We start from the raw sequence: 16080 nt of genomic DNA, 5'->3' as shown, positions 1-16080 counted from the left end.
TGACACTGAATGAAACGTCAGGCTAACCGTGCTTCATCTCAACCGGCGGCGTGCCGTGGGTGTGGAAGGACTCGATCGTCTTCAATCCCCAGGCCTGGCCCTTCTTGCGCTCCTCCTCGGTCCACACGATCGGCTTCCAGTCGGGCGCGAGAATGAGACGCGCGCCGGCATTGGCGACTTCGACACGGTTGCCGCCAGGCTCGTAGACGTAGAGGAAGAAGGTCTGCTGGATGGCGTGCTTGTGCGGGCCGGTCTCGATATGCACGCCGTTCTCGAGAAAAATGTCCGCGGCGCGAAGAATCTCCTCGCGGCTGTCGAGCGCGTAGGTGACGTGGTGGAAGCGCCCCGGCACGCCGGAATGGTCGAGCGAATAGGCGAAATCGTAGCTCTTGTTCGACATCGTCAGCCACATCGCCGCCTCACGGCCGTCGTTGAGCACGATCTGCTCGGTGAGGCGGCAGCCGAGATAGGTCTCGAAGAACTCGCGGTTGGCCTTGATGTCGACGGCAAGGCAGTTGAGGTGGTCGAGGCGGCGGACATTGACGCCGCGGGCGGGGAAGCGCTGGGCCTGGTTCTTCAGCGCAGGCTTGAGTTCGGGCGGCGCCTGATACCATTCGGTCTCGTAATAGAGTTCGACGATGTGCCCATCGGGATCGCGGCAGCGGAAGGTCGGCCCCTGCCCCATGTCGCCGTCGATCCAGCCGATGTCGAAGCCGGATCCCCTCAGCGCGGCGACGCGCCGCTCCAGCGCCTGCTGGCTGCGCGCACGCAGCGCCATGTGGCCCATGCCTGAGGTCTTCGATGCCGTGAGCTTGAGCGAATAGCGCTCGTAATCGTCCCAGCCGCGCAAATAGACCGACTCGCCCTTCTGGCCGCTGACGGTCATGCCCATCACATCGACGAAGAACTTCAGGCTCTCGCCGGGCTTCGGCGTCAGCAGCTCCATGTGGCCGAGATGGGCGAGATCGAGGATCGGTTCGGGCTGCATGGTTTCCTCCTGGAGCAGCGCCGGGCCTTCTGCGCGGCGCTCATTTGTACTAATGTACAAATGATTAGGTCCAGTCAACAAAGCAACCGATGTCCCTGCTGCGATCGGCGCCTGACCGCCGTCCTCCGGACGAGACGGGCAGCCGGCCCGGATGGTAAACGCTTCCTTAAGGGCCACCTCACCTGAAGGGTCCGGAAATGCAGCATTTTCCGGGTGATTTCGCCCTTAGGCAGGCGTTGGCGACAAGGCTCCGGACCGAATACCGCGGATTTAACGGAGCGGGCGCGTCCGGCGTTTAACCGTTTGTGCAGCGACGGCCGCGCATAGTCGGGCAAATCCCTTTGCTCTTGCCAGGTTCATCCATCGTGACATCCTTTGGACGCGTGATTTCGGTTCGCGGATCGCTCGCCCGGGTCGGGCTTCTGGCGGAAAGCCGGATGCCGATCTCGGAGGTGCGGGCAACCGTCGGCCGTTTCGTCAGCATTCGCTGCGCCAGCTCGGTCATCGTTGCGATGATCACGGAGGTCTCCTGCGAGAATCTGTCGGGCTCGGACAATTACATCGCCATCGCCTCGGTCGACCTGCTCGGCGAGATCCTCAATGCCTCGGATAAGGCCAAGTTTCAGCGCGGCGTCACCAATTATCCGACCATCGGCGATGCTGTCGACCTGATCACGAGCCAGGAGCTGCGCACGATCTACGCGCCGACAGGCTCGGACCAGATCAACGTCGGCTTCCTGCAGCAGGACCGCTCGGTCATCGCCTATGTCGACGTCGAGGAAATGTTGTCGAAGCATTTTGCCGTGCTGGGATCGACAGGCGTCGGTAAATCGACCGGCGTCTCGCTGCTGCTCAACGAGATCCTGAAGGCGCGCCCGAACCTGCGCATCTTCCTGCTCGACGTGCACAACGAATATGGCCGCTGCTTCGGCGACCGCGCGCTGGTGCTCAATCCGCGAAACCTGAAGCTGCCGTTCTGGCTGTTCAACTTCGAGGAAATCGTCGACGTGCTGTTCGGCGGCCGCGCCGGCGTCCCGGAAGAGCTCGACATCCTCGCCGAGGTGATCCCGCTCGCCAAGGGCGTCTACACCCAGTATCAGAACGCCGACCGCATCGGCCTCAAGCGCATCGATCCCAAGCAGATCGGCTACACCGTCGATACGCCGGTGCCCTATCGTCTGGTCGACCTGCTGTCGCTGATCGACGAGCGCATGGGCAAGCTCGAGAACCGCTCCTCGCGCATCATCTATCACAAGCTGATTTCGCGCATCGAGGCGGTGCGCAACGACCCGCGCTACGCCTTCATGTTCGACAACGCCAATGTCGGCGGCGACACCATGGCCGAGGTCATTAGCCACCTGTTCCGCCTGCCCGCCAACGGCAAGCCGATGACGGTGATGCAGCTTGCCGGCTTCCCGGCCGAGGTGATCGATTCCGTTGTGTCCGTGCTCTGCCGCATGGCCTTCGACTTCGGCCTGTGGAGCGACGGCGTCTCGCCGCTGCTGTTCGTCTGCGAGGAGGCGCATCGCTACGCCTCCGCCGACCGCAACATCGGCTTCGGCCCGACCCGCAAGGCGGTGTCGCGCATTGCCAAGGAAGGTCGCAAATACGGCGTCTATCTCGGCCTCATCACCCAGCGCCCCGCCGAGCTCGACGCCACCATCATCTCCCAGTGCAACACGCTGTTCACGATGCGCCTCGCCAACGACCGCGACCAGGCGCTGCTGCGCGCCGCAGTGTCGGACGCCGCCGCGAACCTGCTCTCCTTCGTACCGTCGCTCGGCACCCGCGAGGTGCTGGCGTTCGGCGAAGGCGTGGCGCTGCCGACCCGCTTGCGCTTCAAGGAGGTGCCGCCGCACCAATTGCCGCGCGGCGAGGCCACCATCTCGAGTGTGCCGTCCGTCACCTCCGGTCACGACATGCATTTCGTCAGCGCGGTGCTGGAACGCTGGCGCGGCGCCACCTCGCAGCGCGATGTGCCGAACGACCCCGTGTTCTCGGCACCGCCGGCGAAGACGATGTCCAGCCTCGAAGCCCCGATGCTGCAGCCTTCGATGGGCCTCGACCCGGACCGCTTCTCGCTGCTGAAGAAGCCGCTGCGGTAACTCAGCTCTCGTGTCCCGGACGCGCTGCAACGCCCTTAGCGTTGCTGCGCAGAGCCGGGACCCATACCACGCACACCCTCAGAAGTATGGGCCCCGGCTCTGCAGCGCACCGCCGAAGAGGCGCTGCGCCGCGTCCGGGGCACGAGACTGTGCGACGCATCTGGAGCGTCTGACCCGCATCGACTATGGTTCCCGCCTCAAGCCGGAATCCATGCCCATGACCAAGACCGCCACGCAACGCTTTCCCGCACCCGCCCTCGACACGCTGCCCGACGACATCCGCTCGCGCCTCCTTGCCGTGCAGGAGAAGAGCGGATTCGTGCCGAACGTGTTCCTGACGCTGGCCTATCGCCCCGACGAGTTCCGCGCCTTCTTCGCCTATCACGACGCACTGATGGAGAAGGACGGCGGCCTCACCAAGGCCGAGCGCGAGATGATCGTGGTGGCGACGTCGGCGGCCAACCAGTGCCAATATTGCGTGATCGCCCATGGCGCGATCCTGCGCATCCGCGCCAAGAACCCGCTGATCGCCGACCAGGTCGCGATCAACTATCGCAAGGCCGACATCACGCCGCGGCAGAAGGCGATGCTCGATTTCGCCATGAAGGTCTCGGCTGACGCGCAGCGGATTTCCGAGGACGACTTCGCCGCGCTCGCGCCGCACGGCTTCAGCGACGACGACATCTGGGACATCGCCGCGATCGCCGCCTTCTTCGCGCTGTCGAACCGGCTGGCGAATTTCACGGGCATGCGGCCGAACGAGGAGTTCTATCTGATGGGCCGCCTGCCGAAGACATGATCGAGGCGCCATGACCGAGCTCGATTGGCCCGAAATCCTGCTGCGCCTCGGCACAGCGACGCTCGCCGGCGGCGCGATCGGCCTCAACCGCGACCTGCAAGGCAAGCCGATCGGGCTGAAGACGCTCGGCATCGTCGGGCTCTCCACCGCGAGCGTGGTGCTGCTTGCACTGCAGCTCGCCGAACCTGCCAGGGTCGTCGACGCCGCCAGCCGTGTTATCCAGGGCATCCTCACCGGCATTGGCTTTCTCGGCGCTGGCGTCATCGTACACCAAAGCACGGGGTTTCGCGTTCAGGGCCTCACCAGCGCGGCCTGCACGTTCCTTGCCGCTTGCCTTGGCATCGTCTGCGGCGCCGGACAGTGGAGAATCGTCTTCATTGCCTTGGCGCTGGCCTTCGTCCTGCTGACGATTGGCCGCCGTCTCGAGCGCCGGCTGCATCGTATGCTTGGCGGCAAGAACGAGGCGCATGAGGTCGAAAGCGCCCCAGAAGAGCAGCACCGATAGCAATCGGTTAGACGGATTCGCCGTCGGACCTGGCCACGAAAGAGCCAGCCACGATCTCGCTCACGGTTTCCGCCGCAGGCTCCAGAGGCTGCCGGCCCCGACGATGGCGGTGATGAGCAGGACGGCGACGAAAGTCTGGATGATGGTGAAGTTCAGCGCGTCACGCGCGACGAACAGCGCCGTGATCGCGCCGGCGAGGACAAAGAGGATGCGAAAGATGACACTCATGGCCGTGCCTCCAAGATCTGCATGACTTGGAGCCCGGGGCCCTCCCATCGGGGCACAACGCTGTCTCTGCAACCATGCAGGCAAACCTTAGCCGGTCAGGGGCGAGGCAGGTTTGCGACAGGTCAAGCCTGACCCGGTCATCATCAGTCGGCAGGTGCGACGTGATGTCCACCTAGCGGCGCGCCGCCGCTGCATCGCTCACGGCTGCGAGGCGTATACGGCTAGTGCTTTGCCATCAACTCGAGCGCGGGAGCAAAGCGCTCCGCGAACGTCAACGTCTTGGCATGGTGGACTGCGGCAAAGGATGCCGAGATTCCCGCCGAAGCGAGCGCGAGCAAAGCAATTGCGAAAGCCAGACGGCGCATCTTCGCCTCCTGTATGAGCTCGACTACTTCATAGAGATGCGACGGCTCTGTTTCAGGACGGTTTCGTGGGTGGGGGAAATTGATTTCGCTCAAGCGGCTGTGATGAGAACCTGCTTATCTCGGCACATTCGGTAACCGACTAACAAGGGCCGATGTGTTTGCAGCGCCGGCCGCGTTGGGAATTTCGTACCCGCGACCGCGATCCCAGGCACTGCGGCGACGAGCAGCATTCGCTGGAATGGGAGTCATCAAGGACTACGCAAATGAAAATCGTGATCCAGAAGCTCAATGGCCTGTGGCACCTCATCGTCGGATCATGCCAGATCCGGACACCGTTCCTGGACACCCAGGACCGCGCGCTCGTGGTCACTTACGCCCGCCGCGCCTACCCCGGCGCCAGCATCTTCCAGCGCGACTGACGTGATACCCTTACTCGTCGTCCGCCGGACCGCACCAGCCTGGCAGATAGATCGCATTCTTGCTTCTGGCCGCGGCCATTGCCTTCTCGAGCGCCTTGTCGAAATCGGCCTCCACCGCCTTGCGCGAGACCTGCCGGCGCAGGAAGTCGGCCCACAGGAATTCGGAGAACGGCGTGGTGTCCTTGGCGAAGCCGCCCATGCGGCGCAATTCGCCGGCAAGGCTGCGGAACGGATCGTCCTTGAGGTCGGCGACTGATTTCGGCAGGTCGCGGAACGACCGCCGCTCACCCTTGGCGTCGTAAGGATAGACCCAGCGCTTGTTGTCCATGACGCCCCAGAAGGCCTCGCGCTCCACCATCCTGAGGTCGCCGACGACGGTTACCAGCACCTCCTTGACGCCTTCATCGTGCAGCGCGCGGCCGAGGTGATGATGGTCGATCACGTAGTAGCGCGCGTCGGGGCCGTACACGACGGGGATCATGTGCTTGCCGAGCAGATCCGCCTGCTTCTTCTTGCCGTGCTCGCGCCAGCGCCTGCGCTTCTCCTTGACCTCGCGCATGCCGACCGTCATCTGCGTCGGCCGGAGCGACAGGATCGGAACCGGATGCACTCTCGGCTCGCGCGCGTTGGTCGTGGTCATGGTCGAAGGCCCTTCGCATGGATGCAACTAACGGGTTCGGGTTCCCGCGACTATGCCATGGGTCCTGCGGCGGCAAAATCCGTTCGGAGGACGCGCAGTCACAAGTCGATACCGCCCAGAAGAAAGACGACCTCAATAACTGTCGCGATCCCGCGTTGCAACGCAACGCGCGCCACCGGGCCGTTCCTGGATCGCGGCATACCGGTCCATGCGCAAATAGTACGAGCGCATAAATGCACCCTGGCATTGCAAAGATTTACTGCAACGCGTGCCTCACCTATGCTATCTAGATCGCTGCTTCGGAGTGATCCCCGCCCCATGAACAACCAGCGGCCCATAAGCTCTGACGAGGAGCACCGGGTGCTCCAGTTCAGGCCGCGCACCCCGCCTTCCCCCGGTGTCCAGCGCGGCAAGGGCACCGTGCAACCGCTGCGCGTCACGCCCGAACGGTTGGACCTGTCGCGCTACGAACAGCCGCGTGCCGAGCCCGACAATTTCCGGCAGCGCATGCTTGCCAACATCGCGGCGCTGGCCTTCACCATCGCGCTGACGGCGATCGGGATCTGGCTCGCGGTCAGCATCGCCGACCTGCGCCGGACCCAGGATTGCGTGCTGATGGGCCGCCGCGACTGCGTCAGGATCACGACGCCGCATATTTAGGACCGGCCCGGCACGGACCTCTTGGCGGACGGGCCCGCCGGCATCCCCAGTCGCGTCCGTTGCTGTCCCCCGGGGCCTTCCCGGCTCCATTGAACTCAGGGCGGCGCTCCGATATACGGGCTTTCGACCCGGCCAGAGGGGGGTTTGAGGGCGTCATCAGGGGCGCACTGCCCAGCCACCGTGCCACTCTGGACAATCCGACAAATACCTGCAATATATCAAAGGCTTAGTGATGTCTTCCACATTCGATCAGGTCGCCACGATCATCGCTGAAACCTGCGACATCCCGCGCGACACGATCACGCCGGATAGCCATGCCATCGATGACCTCGGCATCGACAGCCTCGATTTCCTCGATATCGCCTTCGCGATCGACAAGCAGTTCGGCATCAAGCTGCCGCTGGAGAAGTGGACTCAGGAGGTCAACGACGGCAAGGCGACCACCGAGCAGTATTTCGTGCTGAAGAACCTGTGCGCCCGCATCGACGAACTGGTTGCGGCCAAGGGCGCGAGCGCCTAAGGGCGCAGTCATGCAACTCGAATACTTCCACATGATCGATCGCATCGTCGACCTCAAGGTCGACGAGAAGACGATCGTCGTCGAAGCGCAGGTCCCGCAGGAAAGCACCATCTTCGAGGGGCACTTCCCCGGTTATCCCTTGATGCCCGGCGTGCTCCTGATCGAATCGATGGCGCAGGCCTCGGGCTGGCTTCAACTCGGCGTGTTCCGGTTCGAACGCATGCCGATCCTGGCCGCCGTGAAGGAGGCCAAGGTCCGCGGCTCGGTCTTCCCCGGCGAGCTCATGAGCATCGAGGCGAGCCTCACCCATGAAGGCTCGGGCTATGCCATGACCGAGGCCAAGATCCGGGTCGGCGGCAAGCTGCGCGCGAATGCGGCGCTCACCTTCACGCTGATTCCCTTCCCCAATGCGGATATGCGCTCCCACATGGACGCCATCGCCAAGCGCGTCGGATTTCCGCAACAGGCCATCTCGTCATGACCGACACTCCCGCTTTGAAGCCAGGCCAGACCGAGGTCTGGATCACCGGCATTGGGCTCGCCACCTCGCTCGGCGAGGGCCTCGACGCAAACTGGGCCGCGCTTTCCGAAAAGCGCATCAACGTCGACGAGAAGGGCTTTGCGCCTTACATCGTGCATCCCTTGATGCCCGTATCCTTCGACAGCCAGATCCCGAAGAAGGGCGACCAGCGCCAGATGGAAGCCTGGCAGCGCATCGGCACCTATGCCGCCGGTCTTGCGCTCGATTCCGCCGGCATCAAAGGCAACAAGGATATCTTGTCGAAGATCGACATGGTCGTCGCCGCCGGCGGCGGAGAGCGCGACATCAACGTCGACAGCGGCATTCTCACCGCTGAGGCCAAGGGCGCCAACGCGCCGGGCTTCCTCAACGAACGGCTGATGAGCGATCTCAGGCCGACGCTGTTCCTGGCCCAGCTGTCCAACCTGCTCGCCGGCAACATCGCCATCGTGCACGGCTTAGGGGGCACCTCGCGCACCTTCATGGGTGAAGAGGTCGCCGGCGCCGATGCCGCCCGCATCGCGCTCGCGCGCATCGCCTCGGGCGAGAGCGACATCGCGCTGGTCGGCGGCTCGCACAATGGCGAGCGCAAGGACTTGCTCGTCCTCTACGAATTCGGCGACTTCAACCTGAAGGGCAAGTTCGCGCCCGTCTGGGCGCGCAAGGACCATCCCGGCTTCGCGCTCGGCTCGGCCGGCGCCTTCCTGGTGCTGGAATCGAAGGCGCATGCGGAAGCGCGCGGTGCAAAGCCATTCGCCAAGCTGTCGAGCGTCGTTGCAGACCTCGCCAAACGCAAGCAGCCCGGCGACATGGCCGCGACACTCGAGAAGCTGTGGGCCAAGCTGCCCAAGCGCGAGGGCAAGGGCGCGATCATCACCGGCGCGACCGGCGCGGAGCCCGCGACCTCTGACGAGCGCGACTTCCTGAAGAACCATACCGACTTTCCGGTGCGCTCGACCGGCACGGTGTTCGGCCACGCCATGGAAACGCAATTTCCGCTCGGCATTGCCCTCGCCGCATTGTCGATCTCGCGCGGCGCGCTGTTCCCGCCGAATGATTCCACGGGGACCGAGATTGAAATGCAGGGCGCGCCCACCCAGATCGTGGTCGTGGGAGCCGGACACTGGCGCGGCGAAGGCATGGCGCTGGTCGAGGCGGTTTAATCAGCTCAAGCGGGGATCGACATGACTGCACCACGCGACAAACTCGGGCGTCCCGTCGTCGTCGTCACCGGCATGGGCATCATGACCTCGCTCGGTGCCGGCAAATCGGACAATTGGGCAAAGCTCGTCGCCGGCGAATCCGGCATCCGCACCATCACGCGTTTTCCGATCGACGGCCTCAAGACCACGATGGCCGGCACGGTCGATTTCGTCAGCGTTGATCCGTTCTCCTCCACCGCCCTGTCGGAGCGAATGGCCGAGCTGGTGACGCAGGAAGCGCTGGAGCAGGCCGGCATCGGCGCCAAGGCCGATTTCCCCGGTCCGCTCTTCCTCGCGGTCGCACCGGTCGAGGTCGAATGGCCGCAGCGTCGCGAGCTCGGTCGCGCCGTGGGCCAGCAAGACATCACCTATGACGATCTGCTCCGCATTTCTGGCGGTGGCAAATTCAGCACCTATCATCATCGCTTCATGTTCGGCTCGGTTGCCGCCTATCTCGCCGAGACCTTCGGCACCAAGGGCTCGCCGATCTCGCTATCGACGGCGTGCGCGTCCGGAGCCACCTCGATCCAGCTCGGCGTCGAGGCGATCCGCCGCGGCGAGACGGATGCCGCGCTGTGCGTTGCGACCGACGGCACGGTGAACCCGGAGGCGCTGGTGCGCTTCTCGCTGCTCTCGGCGCTGTCGACCCAGAACGACCCGCCGCAGGCGGCCTCCCGTCCCTTCTCCAAGAACCGCGACGGCTTCGTGATGGCCGAGGGCGCAGGCGCGCTGGTGCTGGAGAGCTACGAGGCGGCAACCGCGCGCGGCGCGAAGATCCTCGGCGTCATCGCCGGCTGCGGCGAGCTCACCGATTCCTTCCATCGCACCCGCTCCTCGCCCGACGGCAAGCCGATCATCGGCTGCATGAACAAGACGCTGGCCGATGCCGGCATGACGCCGGACCAGATCGACCACATCAACGCGCACGGCACCGCGACGCCCGAGAACGACAAGATGGAGTTCAATACGACGTCGGCCGTGTTCGGCGAGCTCGCGCAGAAGATTCCGGTCACCTCCAACAAGTCGATGGTCGGTCACACCATCTCGGCCGCCGGCGCGGTCGAGGCGATCTTCTCGCTGCTCACGCTCGAGCATCAGCGCATTCCGCCGACCATCAACTACGACAATCCGGATCCCACGATCCTGTTCGACGTCGTCGGCAACAAGGCGCGCGATGCCCGCGTGACCGCGGTGATGTCGAACTCGTTCGGCTTCGGCGGCCAGAACGCTTCGCTGATCCTGACCCGCGAACCGGCCTGACCGGACGCATGGCGCTGCTTCCTGCGAGCACGAAAGCCCGCGCGCGGGAGGCTGCCAAATCGCTCGGCGGCAGCCTGATCGGCGCCGCGACCGTCGCGATGCTGCGCACCACGCGCTATTTCGATGCGGCCAAGACCTCGGACTTCTTTGCGCGCGCCGTGAAGCTGATCGGGCCGCGCCTGCGCGAGCACCGCATCGGCCGCGCCAACCTCGCCGCCGCCTTTCCCGAGAAGTCGCCGGAGGAGATCGAACGGATCCTGATGGGCGTCTGGGACAATCTCGGCCGGGTCGGGGCCGAGTTCGCCCATATCGACCAGGTCTGGGACTATGATCGCGACCATCCGGAGAAGAGCCGGATGGAGATTCCCGAACGCAGCATCGAGCTGTTCGACCAGATCCGCGACGACGGCAAGCCGGCGCTGATCTTCGCCGCGCATCTTGCGAACTGGGAATTGCCCGCGCTCGCCGCGGTCGCGCATGGATTGGACACCGCGATTCTCTATCGCCGGCCGAACATCGCCTCCGCCGATCGCATCATCCAGGAGATGCGCCAGGTCAACATGGGCACGCTGATCCCGGCCGGCCGCGACGCGCCGCTGCGGCTCGCGCAAGCGCTGAAGGACGGCAAGCACGTCGCCATGCTGATCGACCAGTATCTGACGGCCGGCGTCGAGGTCACGTTCTTCGGCCGCAAGACCCGCGCCAATCCGATGCTGGCGCGCCTCTTGCGCCAGGTCGAATGCCCGATCCACGGCGTGCGCATCATCCGCCTGCCCGGTGGCCGCTTCCGCGGCGAGCTCACCGAAGAGATCCAGCCGGTGCGCAATGCCGATGGCAAGATCGACATCCAGGGCACGACGCAGGCGATCACGAGCGTGGTGGAAAGCTGGGTCCGCGAGCATCCCGAGCAGTGGCTGTGGCTGCATAGAAGGTGGCGGTAGCAGCCCCTCTGCCGTCATTCCGGGGCGGTCCGCAGGACCGAACCCGGAATCTCGAGATCCCAGGTTCGATGCTTCGCATCGCCCCGGAATGACCTGAGCCTCACCTTCCCGTCTTCACCTTGGTCCAGAGCCGGTTGATGATCCGCTGCGTGGCCGGCTCGCGCGCCGTGATGACGAACAACTTCGAAAGCGTTGCCTCGTCCGGATAGATGTTCTTGTCGTTCAGGATCTTCGGATCGATCAGCTTCTGGCTGGCGAGATTTCCGTTGGCATAGGACAGGAAGTCCGAGTTCTTGGCGGCGACGTCGGGGCGGTAGAGATAATTGATCAGCTCGTAGGCTTCCTTGACGTTCTTGGCATCCGCGGGGATCGCGAGATTGTCGAAGAACATCTGCGCGCCCTCCTTCGGGATGCTGTAGCCGATCTCGACGCCGCTCTTGGCTTCCGCCGCGCGGGCGCGGGCCTGCATGATGTCGCCGGACCAGCCGACCACGAAGCAGATCTCGCCGGTCGCGAGCGCGCTCAAATATTCGGAGGAGTGGAACTTGCGCACGGAGGGGCGGACTTTTGCCACGACATCGGCAGCCTTCTCGAGGTCGGCCTGCTTGGTCGAGTTCGGATCGAGCCCGAGCCAGCTCAGCGCCGCCGGAAAGATGTCGTCGGCGGAGTCCAGCATGTGCACGCCGCAATCTTTGAATTTTGCCAGGTTCTCCGGCTTGAAGACGATATCCCAGCTGTCGATCTTCGCGTCCGCCCCGAGGATCTGCTTCACCTTGGCGACGTTGTAGCCGATGCCGGTCGTGCCCCACATGTAGTTGGCGGCGTAGACATTGCCGGGGTCGTAGGTGGCGAGGCGCTGCGTCACCACCGGCCAGGCGTTGGCGAGGTTCGGCAGCTTCGACTTGTCGAGCTTCTGGAAGATGTTCGCCTTGATCTGCCGCTGCAGGAAATAGGCGGTGGGCACCACGACGTCATAGCCGGACTTGCCGGCCATCAGGCGCGTCTCCAGCGTCTCGTTGGCGTCGAAGGTGTCGTAGACGACCTTGATGCCCGTCTCCTTGGTGAAGGCCTCAAGGACATCCGGCGCCATGTAATTCGACCAGTTGTAGAAGTTGACGACGCGCTCCTCGGCGCCCGCCCCTTGCGGGAGCAATGTCAGCGCCGCGGCGATCGCGAGACCAAAGCGAGAGCGGCTGACGTTCGTCATCTCGATCTACCTCTTGCGTCCACGCACCGCGTCCGACAGCCGCTCCAGTGCGGTGTCCAGCGTCTGGTCCTTCTTGGCAAAGCAGAAGCGCACCACCGAGGTCACGGGGTCCTGCTCGTAGAACGCCGAGACCGGGATCGCGGCGACCTTGTAGTCTCTCACGATCCGCCAGCAGAACTCGGTGTCGCTCTCGTTGAGCCCGAGCGGCGACAGGTCGACGGTGAGGAAGTAGGTGCCTTGCGACTTCAGCACGGGGAAGCCGAGTCTCTCCAGGCCCTTGGTCAGGCGGTCCCTGCTCCGTGTCAGATCCTTGCGCATCGACAGAAAGTAGTCGTCGGACTTGCCGAGGCCATAGGCGACGGCGGCCTGCAGGTTCGGCGCGGTGGTGAAGGTCAGGAACTGGTGCACCTTGGCCGCGACGCGCAGCAGCGGTGGCGCCGCGCAGACGAAGCCGATCTTCCAGCCCGTCAGCGAGAAGATCTTGCCGGCCGAGCCGACCTTGATGGTGCGCTCGCGCATGCCGGGGATGGTGATCAGCGGGATGTGCTTGTGCTCGTCGAAGGTGACGTGCTCCCAGACCTCGTCGCAGATCGCGATGACGTCGAACTCCTGGCAATAGCGCGCCAAGAGCTCGAGGTCCTCGCGCGGATAGACCACCGCGCTGGGATTCAGGGGATTGTTGAACAGCACCGCCTTGGTCTTTGAATTGAAGACGCTTTTCAGCATGTCCTCATTCAGCCGCCAGTGCGGCGGCTCCAGACGCACCAGGCGCGGAATGCCGCCGGCCTGGCGGATGATGGGCAAATAAGAATCATAGACCGGCTGGAAGCAGACCACCTCGTCGCCGGGCTGGACCACCGCGAGGATCGCCGAGGTCAGCGCCTCGGTGCCGCCCGAGGTGACCATCACCTCGCTCATCGGATCGAGCTTGAGGCCGTGCCAGTGGCCGTAATGGGTCGCGATCGCCTGGCGCAGCTCCGGCAGGCCCATCATCGAGGGGTACTGGTTGTAGCCGTTCAGCGAGGCCTCGGCCGCGGCGCGGCGGATGTCCTCGGGGCCGGGATCGTCAGGAAAACCCTGGCCGAGATTGATGGCGTTGTTGTCGCGCGCCGCCTGCGACATCGCCTCGAAGATGGTGACGGGAAGGTCGGCGAAGACCTTGTTCAGCGAAGAGCTCTTGGTCGTCATTGCGCGGTTAGCCACCGACCTTGCTGGGAAGCCCCGCCGCCTTCCAGCCCAGCATGCCACCGGCCAGATGCTTGTCGTAAGGCAGGCCCGCCGCCTGTGCCGCCAGCGAGGCGGTCACCGAACGCTTGCCCGAGCGGCAGGCGAACACGACCTCCTTGCCTTGGGGATCGGGGATCGCCTTCGGATCGAAGGTCGAGAGCGGAACCACGACGCCGTAAGGGTAAGCCTCGGCCTCGACCTCGTTCGGCTCACGGACGTCGACCAGCAGATAGCGCCCTTCCGCGACACCCTTGGCGACCTCGTCCGGGGTCAGATCCTGCACTTGATTTGCCACATCATCCTCCAACGTCGCGGGCCGCATGCCGGGGCATCCCGGCCGGCGGCAACCTCGCCTCTCGGGAGACGAAAATCAAGCGCCACAAAGGCTTGAGCCGCGCGGCGCAAGCTAAAGCTAAATCGCAGCGACTTGAAGTGCGGGTTTCGAGGGACCTGCCCGGCCTTCACCTCTCCCGAAGGGAGAGGTGTGCACCGCGACCCGGCTCGTCCTAGATCGTCACCTGAGTGCCGACCTCGACGACGCGCCCCGACGGGATCTGGAAGTAGTCGGTGGCATCGTTGGCCGAGCGGCTGAGCGAGATGAATAGCCGGTCCTGCCAGCGCGGCATGCCGGAATGGGCGGCGGGCTTGAGCGCCCTGCGCGACAGGAAGAACGAGGTCGACATGATGTCGAACTGCCAGCCCAGCTTGCGGGCGATCGCGAGCGCCTTCGGCACGTTGGGCGATTCCATGAAGCCGAACTTCAGCGTCACCTTGGAGAAGGTCGGTGAAATCTGCTCCAGCTTCACCCGTTCGGCCGGATCGATCCGCGGGGTCTGCGCGGTCTCGATGGTGAGAATGACATTCTTCTCGTGCAGAACCTTGTAGTGTTTCAGACTATGCATCAGCGCGGTTGGCGCGCTGAGCGGATCCGAGGTCAGGAACACCGCGGTGCCAGGCACCCGCTGCGGCGGCCGCTTCTCCAGCATCGCCACGAGATCGGCGAGCGGGAACTCGAGCTTGCGCGACTTCTCGAACAAGAGGCGGCTGCCGCGCCGCCACGTGTACATCAGGATGATCATGACCGCACCGAGCGCCAGCGGCACCCAGCCGCCCTCGAACACCTTCAACAGGTTCGCGCTCAGGAAAGTCAGATCGAGGAACAGGAACGGCGCAATCAGCGCACCAGCGGCAAGCGCTGACCACCGCCAACCCTTCCAGACCACGACGAAGCCCATCATCGCCGTGACCACCATGGTGCCAGTGACGGAGATGCCGTAGGCGGACGCGAGCGCACTGGAGGAGCGGAACAGCAGCACCAGCAGCACCACCGCGACCAGCAGCAGCTGGTTGATGCGCGGAATGAATATCTGGCCGGAATGGGCTTCCGACGTATGGCGAATTTCGAAACGCGGCAGCAGCCCGAGCTGGATCGCCTGGCGCGTCAGCGAAAAGGCGCCGGTGATGACGGCCTGGCTCGCGATGACGGTCGCCATGGTGGCGAGCACGACCATGCAGCCTCGGATGAAGCCTTGCGGAAACAGCTGGAAGAACGGGCTCACGATAGCGCCGGGATCGCCGAGCACCAGCGCGCCCTGGCCCAGATAGTTCAGCGCCAGCGCGGGCAGCACGATGAACAGCCAGGCGGTCTGGATTGGCCGCTTGCCGAAATGGCCGAGGTCGGCATAGAGCGCCTCCGCGCCGGTCACGGCCAGGAACACCGCGCCCAGCGTCACGAAGCCGATGATGCCATGGTGCAGCATGAAGTTCACGGCGTAGAACGGATTGAGCGCGAGCAGCACCTGCGGCTGCTGGATGATCGGATGGATCGCTGCGGCCGCGAGGACCGCGAACCAGACGCACATGATCGGGCCGAAGAAAGCGGCGACGCGCGCCGTGCCGCGCGACTGCACGGCGAACAGGCAGACCAGAATCACCACGGTCAGCGGAACGATGTAGGGCTCGAACCTTAGCGTGACGTCCTTCATGCCCTCGATCGCCGACAGCACCGAGAGGGCCGGGGTGATCACGGCATCGCCGTAGAACAGGGCTCCGGAAATGATGCCGAGCAGCACGATGGTGGCCCCGCGGGTGCCGACCGCCCGCTGGGCCAGGGCCATCAGCGCCAGCGTGCCGCCCTCGCCGTTGTTGTCGGCGCGGAGCAGGATCACGACGTATTTGAGCGTCACCACCACGATGAGCGCCCACAGGATCAGCGAGAGCACGCCGAGGACGGCGGCCGGCGTCGGCAACCCGTCCGCGCCCGAGGCGGCCATCACGGCTTCGCGGAACGCGTAGAGCGGGCTGGTGCCGATGTCGCCGTAAACGACTCCGATGCTGCCGAGCGTCAGCGCGCCGAAACTGGCGGTGGTATGGGCATCGCCATGCCCATTGGCCGCCACCGTTGCCGGGGCGGGAACTGCTATGTCGCTTGTCATGGGAGAGCCCGATGGCCTCTAAATGCTTCACTGCACAACGGCGGAAGAGCGCGCGGGCT

18 protein-coding genes are annotated in these 16080 nt (G+C 64.6%); 10 read left to right on the top strand and 8 right to left on the bottom strand.

All coding sequences use genetic code 11. The features are described from left to right. Positions 1–22: 22 nt before the first annotated feature. The gene (locus HZZ16_RS02740; protein WP_197946962.1) at positions 23–988 is read right to left on the bottom strand and encodes a catechol 2,3-dioxygenase; all 966 of its coding nucleotides are present in this window, start codon (positions 986–988) and stop codon (positions 23–25) included. 365 nt (positions 989–1353) lie between these two features. Here HZZ16_RS02740 and HZZ16_RS02735 point away from each other — a divergent pair, with 365 nt between their 5' ends. The 3 genes from HZZ16_RS02735 to HZZ16_RS02725 all read left to right on the top strand — a co-directional run bounded on the left by HZZ16_RS02735 (position 1354) and on the right by HZZ16_RS02725 (position 4397). Further along, positions 1354–3093 (top strand): ATP-binding protein, encoded by a 1740-nt coding sequence (locus tag HZZ16_RS02735; RefSeq protein WP_197946961.1) that lies wholly within the window; start codon positions 1354–1356, stop codon positions 3091–3093. A 217-nt stretch (positions 3094–3310) separates the two neighbouring features. Continuing rightward, complete coding sequence (locus HZZ16_RS02730) at positions 3311–3892, top strand: peroxidase-related enzyme (RefSeq protein WP_197946960.1); 582 nt, start codon at positions 3311–3313, stop codon at positions 3890–3892. A gap of 10 nt (positions 3893–3902) precedes the next feature. After that, on the top strand, positions 3903–4397 hold the full coding sequence (locus HZZ16_RS02725) for an MgtC/SapB family protein (protein ID WP_197946959.1): 495 nt from the start codon (positions 3903–3905) through the stop codon (positions 4395–4397). Positions 4398–4457: 60 nt separating this feature from the next. Here the strand turns inward: HZZ16_RS02725 and HZZ16_RS02720 are convergent, their stop codons facing one another. Further along, positions 4458–4625 (bottom strand): hypothetical protein, encoded by a 168-nt coding sequence (locus HZZ16_RS02720; protein WP_197946958.1) that lies wholly within the window; start codon positions 4623–4625, stop codon positions 4458–4460. Between the two features lie 221 nt (positions 4626–4846). Further along, a complete protein-coding gene (locus HZZ16_RS02715; protein ID WP_197947282.1) occupies positions 4847–5083 on the bottom strand; it encodes a hypothetical protein in 237 nt (78 codons plus the stop codon). 170 nt (positions 5084–5253) lie between these two features. Between HZZ16_RS02715 and HZZ16_RS02710 the strand changes: the two genes are divergently transcribed. Beyond that, the gene (locus tag HZZ16_RS02710; RefSeq protein WP_197946957.1) at positions 5254–5409 is read left to right on the top strand and encodes a hypothetical protein; all 156 of its coding nucleotides are present in this window, start codon (positions 5254–5256) and stop codon (positions 5407–5409) included. 10 nt (positions 5410–5419) lie between these two features. On the opposite strand, the gene HZZ16_RS02705 is transcribed toward HZZ16_RS02710, so the two are convergent. Then, on the bottom strand, positions 5420–6049 hold the full coding sequence (locus HZZ16_RS02705) for a ParB-like protein (protein ID WP_197946956.1): 630 nt from the start codon (positions 6047–6049) through the stop codon (positions 5420–5422). Positions 6050–6367: 318 nt separating this feature from the next. Here HZZ16_RS02705 and HZZ16_RS02700 point away from each other — a divergent pair, with 318 nt between their 5' ends. The 6 genes from HZZ16_RS02700 (at position 6368) to HZZ16_RS02675 (ending at position 11152) form a co-directional block, all read left to right on the top strand. Beyond that, positions 6368–6709 (top strand): hypothetical protein, encoded by a 342-nt coding sequence (locus tag HZZ16_RS02700; protein WP_197946955.1) that lies wholly within the window; start codon positions 6368–6370, stop codon positions 6707–6709. A gap of 232 nt (positions 6710–6941) precedes the next feature. After that, positions 6942–7229 carry an acyl carrier protein gene (locus HZZ16_RS02695; RefSeq protein WP_007592476.1) on the top strand — a complete coding sequence of 96 codons (288 nt, stop codon included), beginning with the start codon at positions 6942–6944 and terminating at the stop codon, positions 7227–7229. Positions 7230–7239: 10 nt separating this feature from the next. After that, positions 7240–7710, top strand: coding sequence for a 3-hydroxyacyl-ACP dehydratase FabZ family protein (locus HZZ16_RS02690; protein WP_197946954.1), 471 nt, complete (start codon positions 7240–7242; stop codon positions 7708–7710). Beyond that, the gene (locus HZZ16_RS02685; RefSeq protein ID WP_197946953.1) at positions 7707–8912 is read left to right on the top strand and encodes a beta-ketoacyl-ACP synthase; all 1206 of its coding nucleotides are present in this window, start codon (positions 7707–7709) and stop codon (positions 8910–8912) included. The genes HZZ16_RS02690 and HZZ16_RS02685 overlap by 4 nt, the downstream gene beginning before the upstream one ends. Positions 8913–8933: 21 nt before the next feature. Beyond that, complete coding sequence (locus HZZ16_RS02680; protein ID WP_197946952.1) at positions 8934–10211, top strand: beta-ketoacyl-ACP synthase; 1278 nt, start codon at positions 8934–8936, stop codon at positions 10209–10211. Positions 10212–10219: 8 nt separating this feature from the next. After that, entirely contained in the window at positions 10220–11152 is a 933-nt protein-coding gene (locus HZZ16_RS02675; RefSeq protein WP_197946951.1) for a lipid A biosynthesis lauroyl acyltransferase, read from the top strand. 100 nt (positions 11153–11252) lie between these two features. Here the strand turns inward: HZZ16_RS02675 and HZZ16_RS02670 are convergent, their stop codons facing one another. The 4 genes from HZZ16_RS02670 to HZZ16_RS02655 form a co-directional block, all read right to left on the bottom strand. After that, on the bottom strand, positions 11253–12359 hold the full coding sequence (locus HZZ16_RS02670; RefSeq protein ID WP_197946950.1) for a polyamine ABC transporter substrate-binding protein: 1107 nt from the start codon (positions 12357–12359) through the stop codon (positions 11253–11255). 6 nt (positions 12360–12365) lie between these two features. Further along, the gene (locus HZZ16_RS02665; RefSeq protein ID WP_197946949.1) at positions 12366–13547 is read right to left on the bottom strand and encodes an aminotransferase; all 1182 of its coding nucleotides are present in this window, start codon (positions 13545–13547) and stop codon (positions 12366–12368) included. A 7-nt stretch (positions 13548–13554) separates the two neighbouring features. Further along, on the bottom strand, positions 13555–13881 hold the full coding sequence (locus HZZ16_RS02660) for a rhodanese-like domain-containing protein (RefSeq protein WP_197946948.1): 327 nt from the start codon (positions 13879–13881) through the stop codon (positions 13555–13557). Between the two features lie 211 nt (positions 13882–14092). Next, positions 14093–16021 (bottom strand): potassium transporter Kup, encoded by a 1929-nt coding sequence (locus HZZ16_RS02655; RefSeq protein ID WP_197946947.1) that lies wholly within the window; start codon positions 16019–16021, stop codon positions 14093–14095. Positions 16022–16080 lie beyond the last annotated feature (59 nt).

The organism is Bradyrhizobium glycinis, from assembly GCF_016031655.1.
Lineage (GTDB): Bacteria > Pseudomonadota > Alphaproteobacteria > Rhizobiales > Xanthobacteraceae > Bradyrhizobium > Bradyrhizobium glycinis.
The sequence above is the reverse complement of the archived record's forward strand: the minus strand, read 5'-3'. Positions and strand labels throughout refer to the sequence as shown.

Bases quoted from the DNA above. Each gene is read 5' to 3' on its own strand.
- HZZ16_RS02740 (WP_197946962.1), bottom strand. From the start codon at position 988: ATGCAGCCCGAACCGATCCTCGATCTCGCCCATCTCGGCCACATGGAG.
- HZZ16_RS02730 (WP_197946960.1), top strand. From the start codon at position 3,311: ATGACCAAGACCGCCACGCAACGCTTTCCCGCACCCGCCCTCGACACG.
- HZZ16_RS02725 (WP_197946959.1), top strand. From the start codon at position 3,903: ATGACCGAGCTCGATTGGCCCGAAATCCTGCTGCGCCTCGGCACAGCG.
- HZZ16_RS02720 (WP_197946958.1), bottom strand. From the start codon at position 4,625: ATGAGTGTCATCTTTCGCATCCTCTTTGTCCTCGCCGGCGCGATCACG.
- HZZ16_RS02710 (WP_197946957.1), top strand. From the start codon at position 5,254: ATGAAAATCGTGATCCAGAAGCTCAATGGCCTGTGGCACCTCATCGTC.
- HZZ16_RS02705 (WP_197946956.1), bottom strand. From the start codon at position 6,049: ATGACCACGACCAACGCGCGCGAGCCGAGAGTGCATCCGGTTCCGATC.
- HZZ16_RS02700 (WP_197946955.1), top strand. From the start codon at position 6,368: ATGAACAACCAGCGGCCCATAAGCTCTGACGAGGAGCACCGGGTGCTC.
- HZZ16_RS02695 (WP_007592476.1), top strand. From the start codon at position 6,942: ATGTCTTCCACATTCGATCAGGTCGCCACGATCATCGCTGAAACCTGC.
- HZZ16_RS02690 (WP_197946954.1), top strand. From the start codon at position 7,240: ATGCAACTCGAATACTTCCACATGATCGATCGCATCGTCGACCTCAAG.
- HZZ16_RS02685 (WP_197946953.1), top strand. From the start codon at position 7,707: ATGACCGACACTCCCGCTTTGAAGCCAGGCCAGACCGAGGTCTGGATC.
- HZZ16_RS02680 (WP_197946952.1), top strand. From the start codon at position 8,934: ATGACTGCACCACGCGACAAACTCGGGCGTCCCGTCGTCGTCGTCACC.
- HZZ16_RS02675 (WP_197946951.1), top strand. From the start codon at position 10,220: ATGGCGCTGCTTCCTGCGAGCACGAAAGCCCGCGCGCGGGAGGCTGCC.
- HZZ16_RS02670 (WP_197946950.1), bottom strand. From the start codon at position 12,359: ATGACGAACGTCAGCCGCTCTCGCTTTGGTCTCGCGATCGCCGCGGCG.
- HZZ16_RS02665 (WP_197946949.1), bottom strand. From the start codon at position 13,547: ATGACGACCAAGAGCTCTTCGCTGAACAAGGTCTTCGCCGACCTTCCC.
- HZZ16_RS02655 (WP_197946947.1), bottom strand. From the start codon at position 16,021: ATGACAAGCGACATAGCAGTTCCCGCCCCGGCAACGGTGGCGGCCAAT.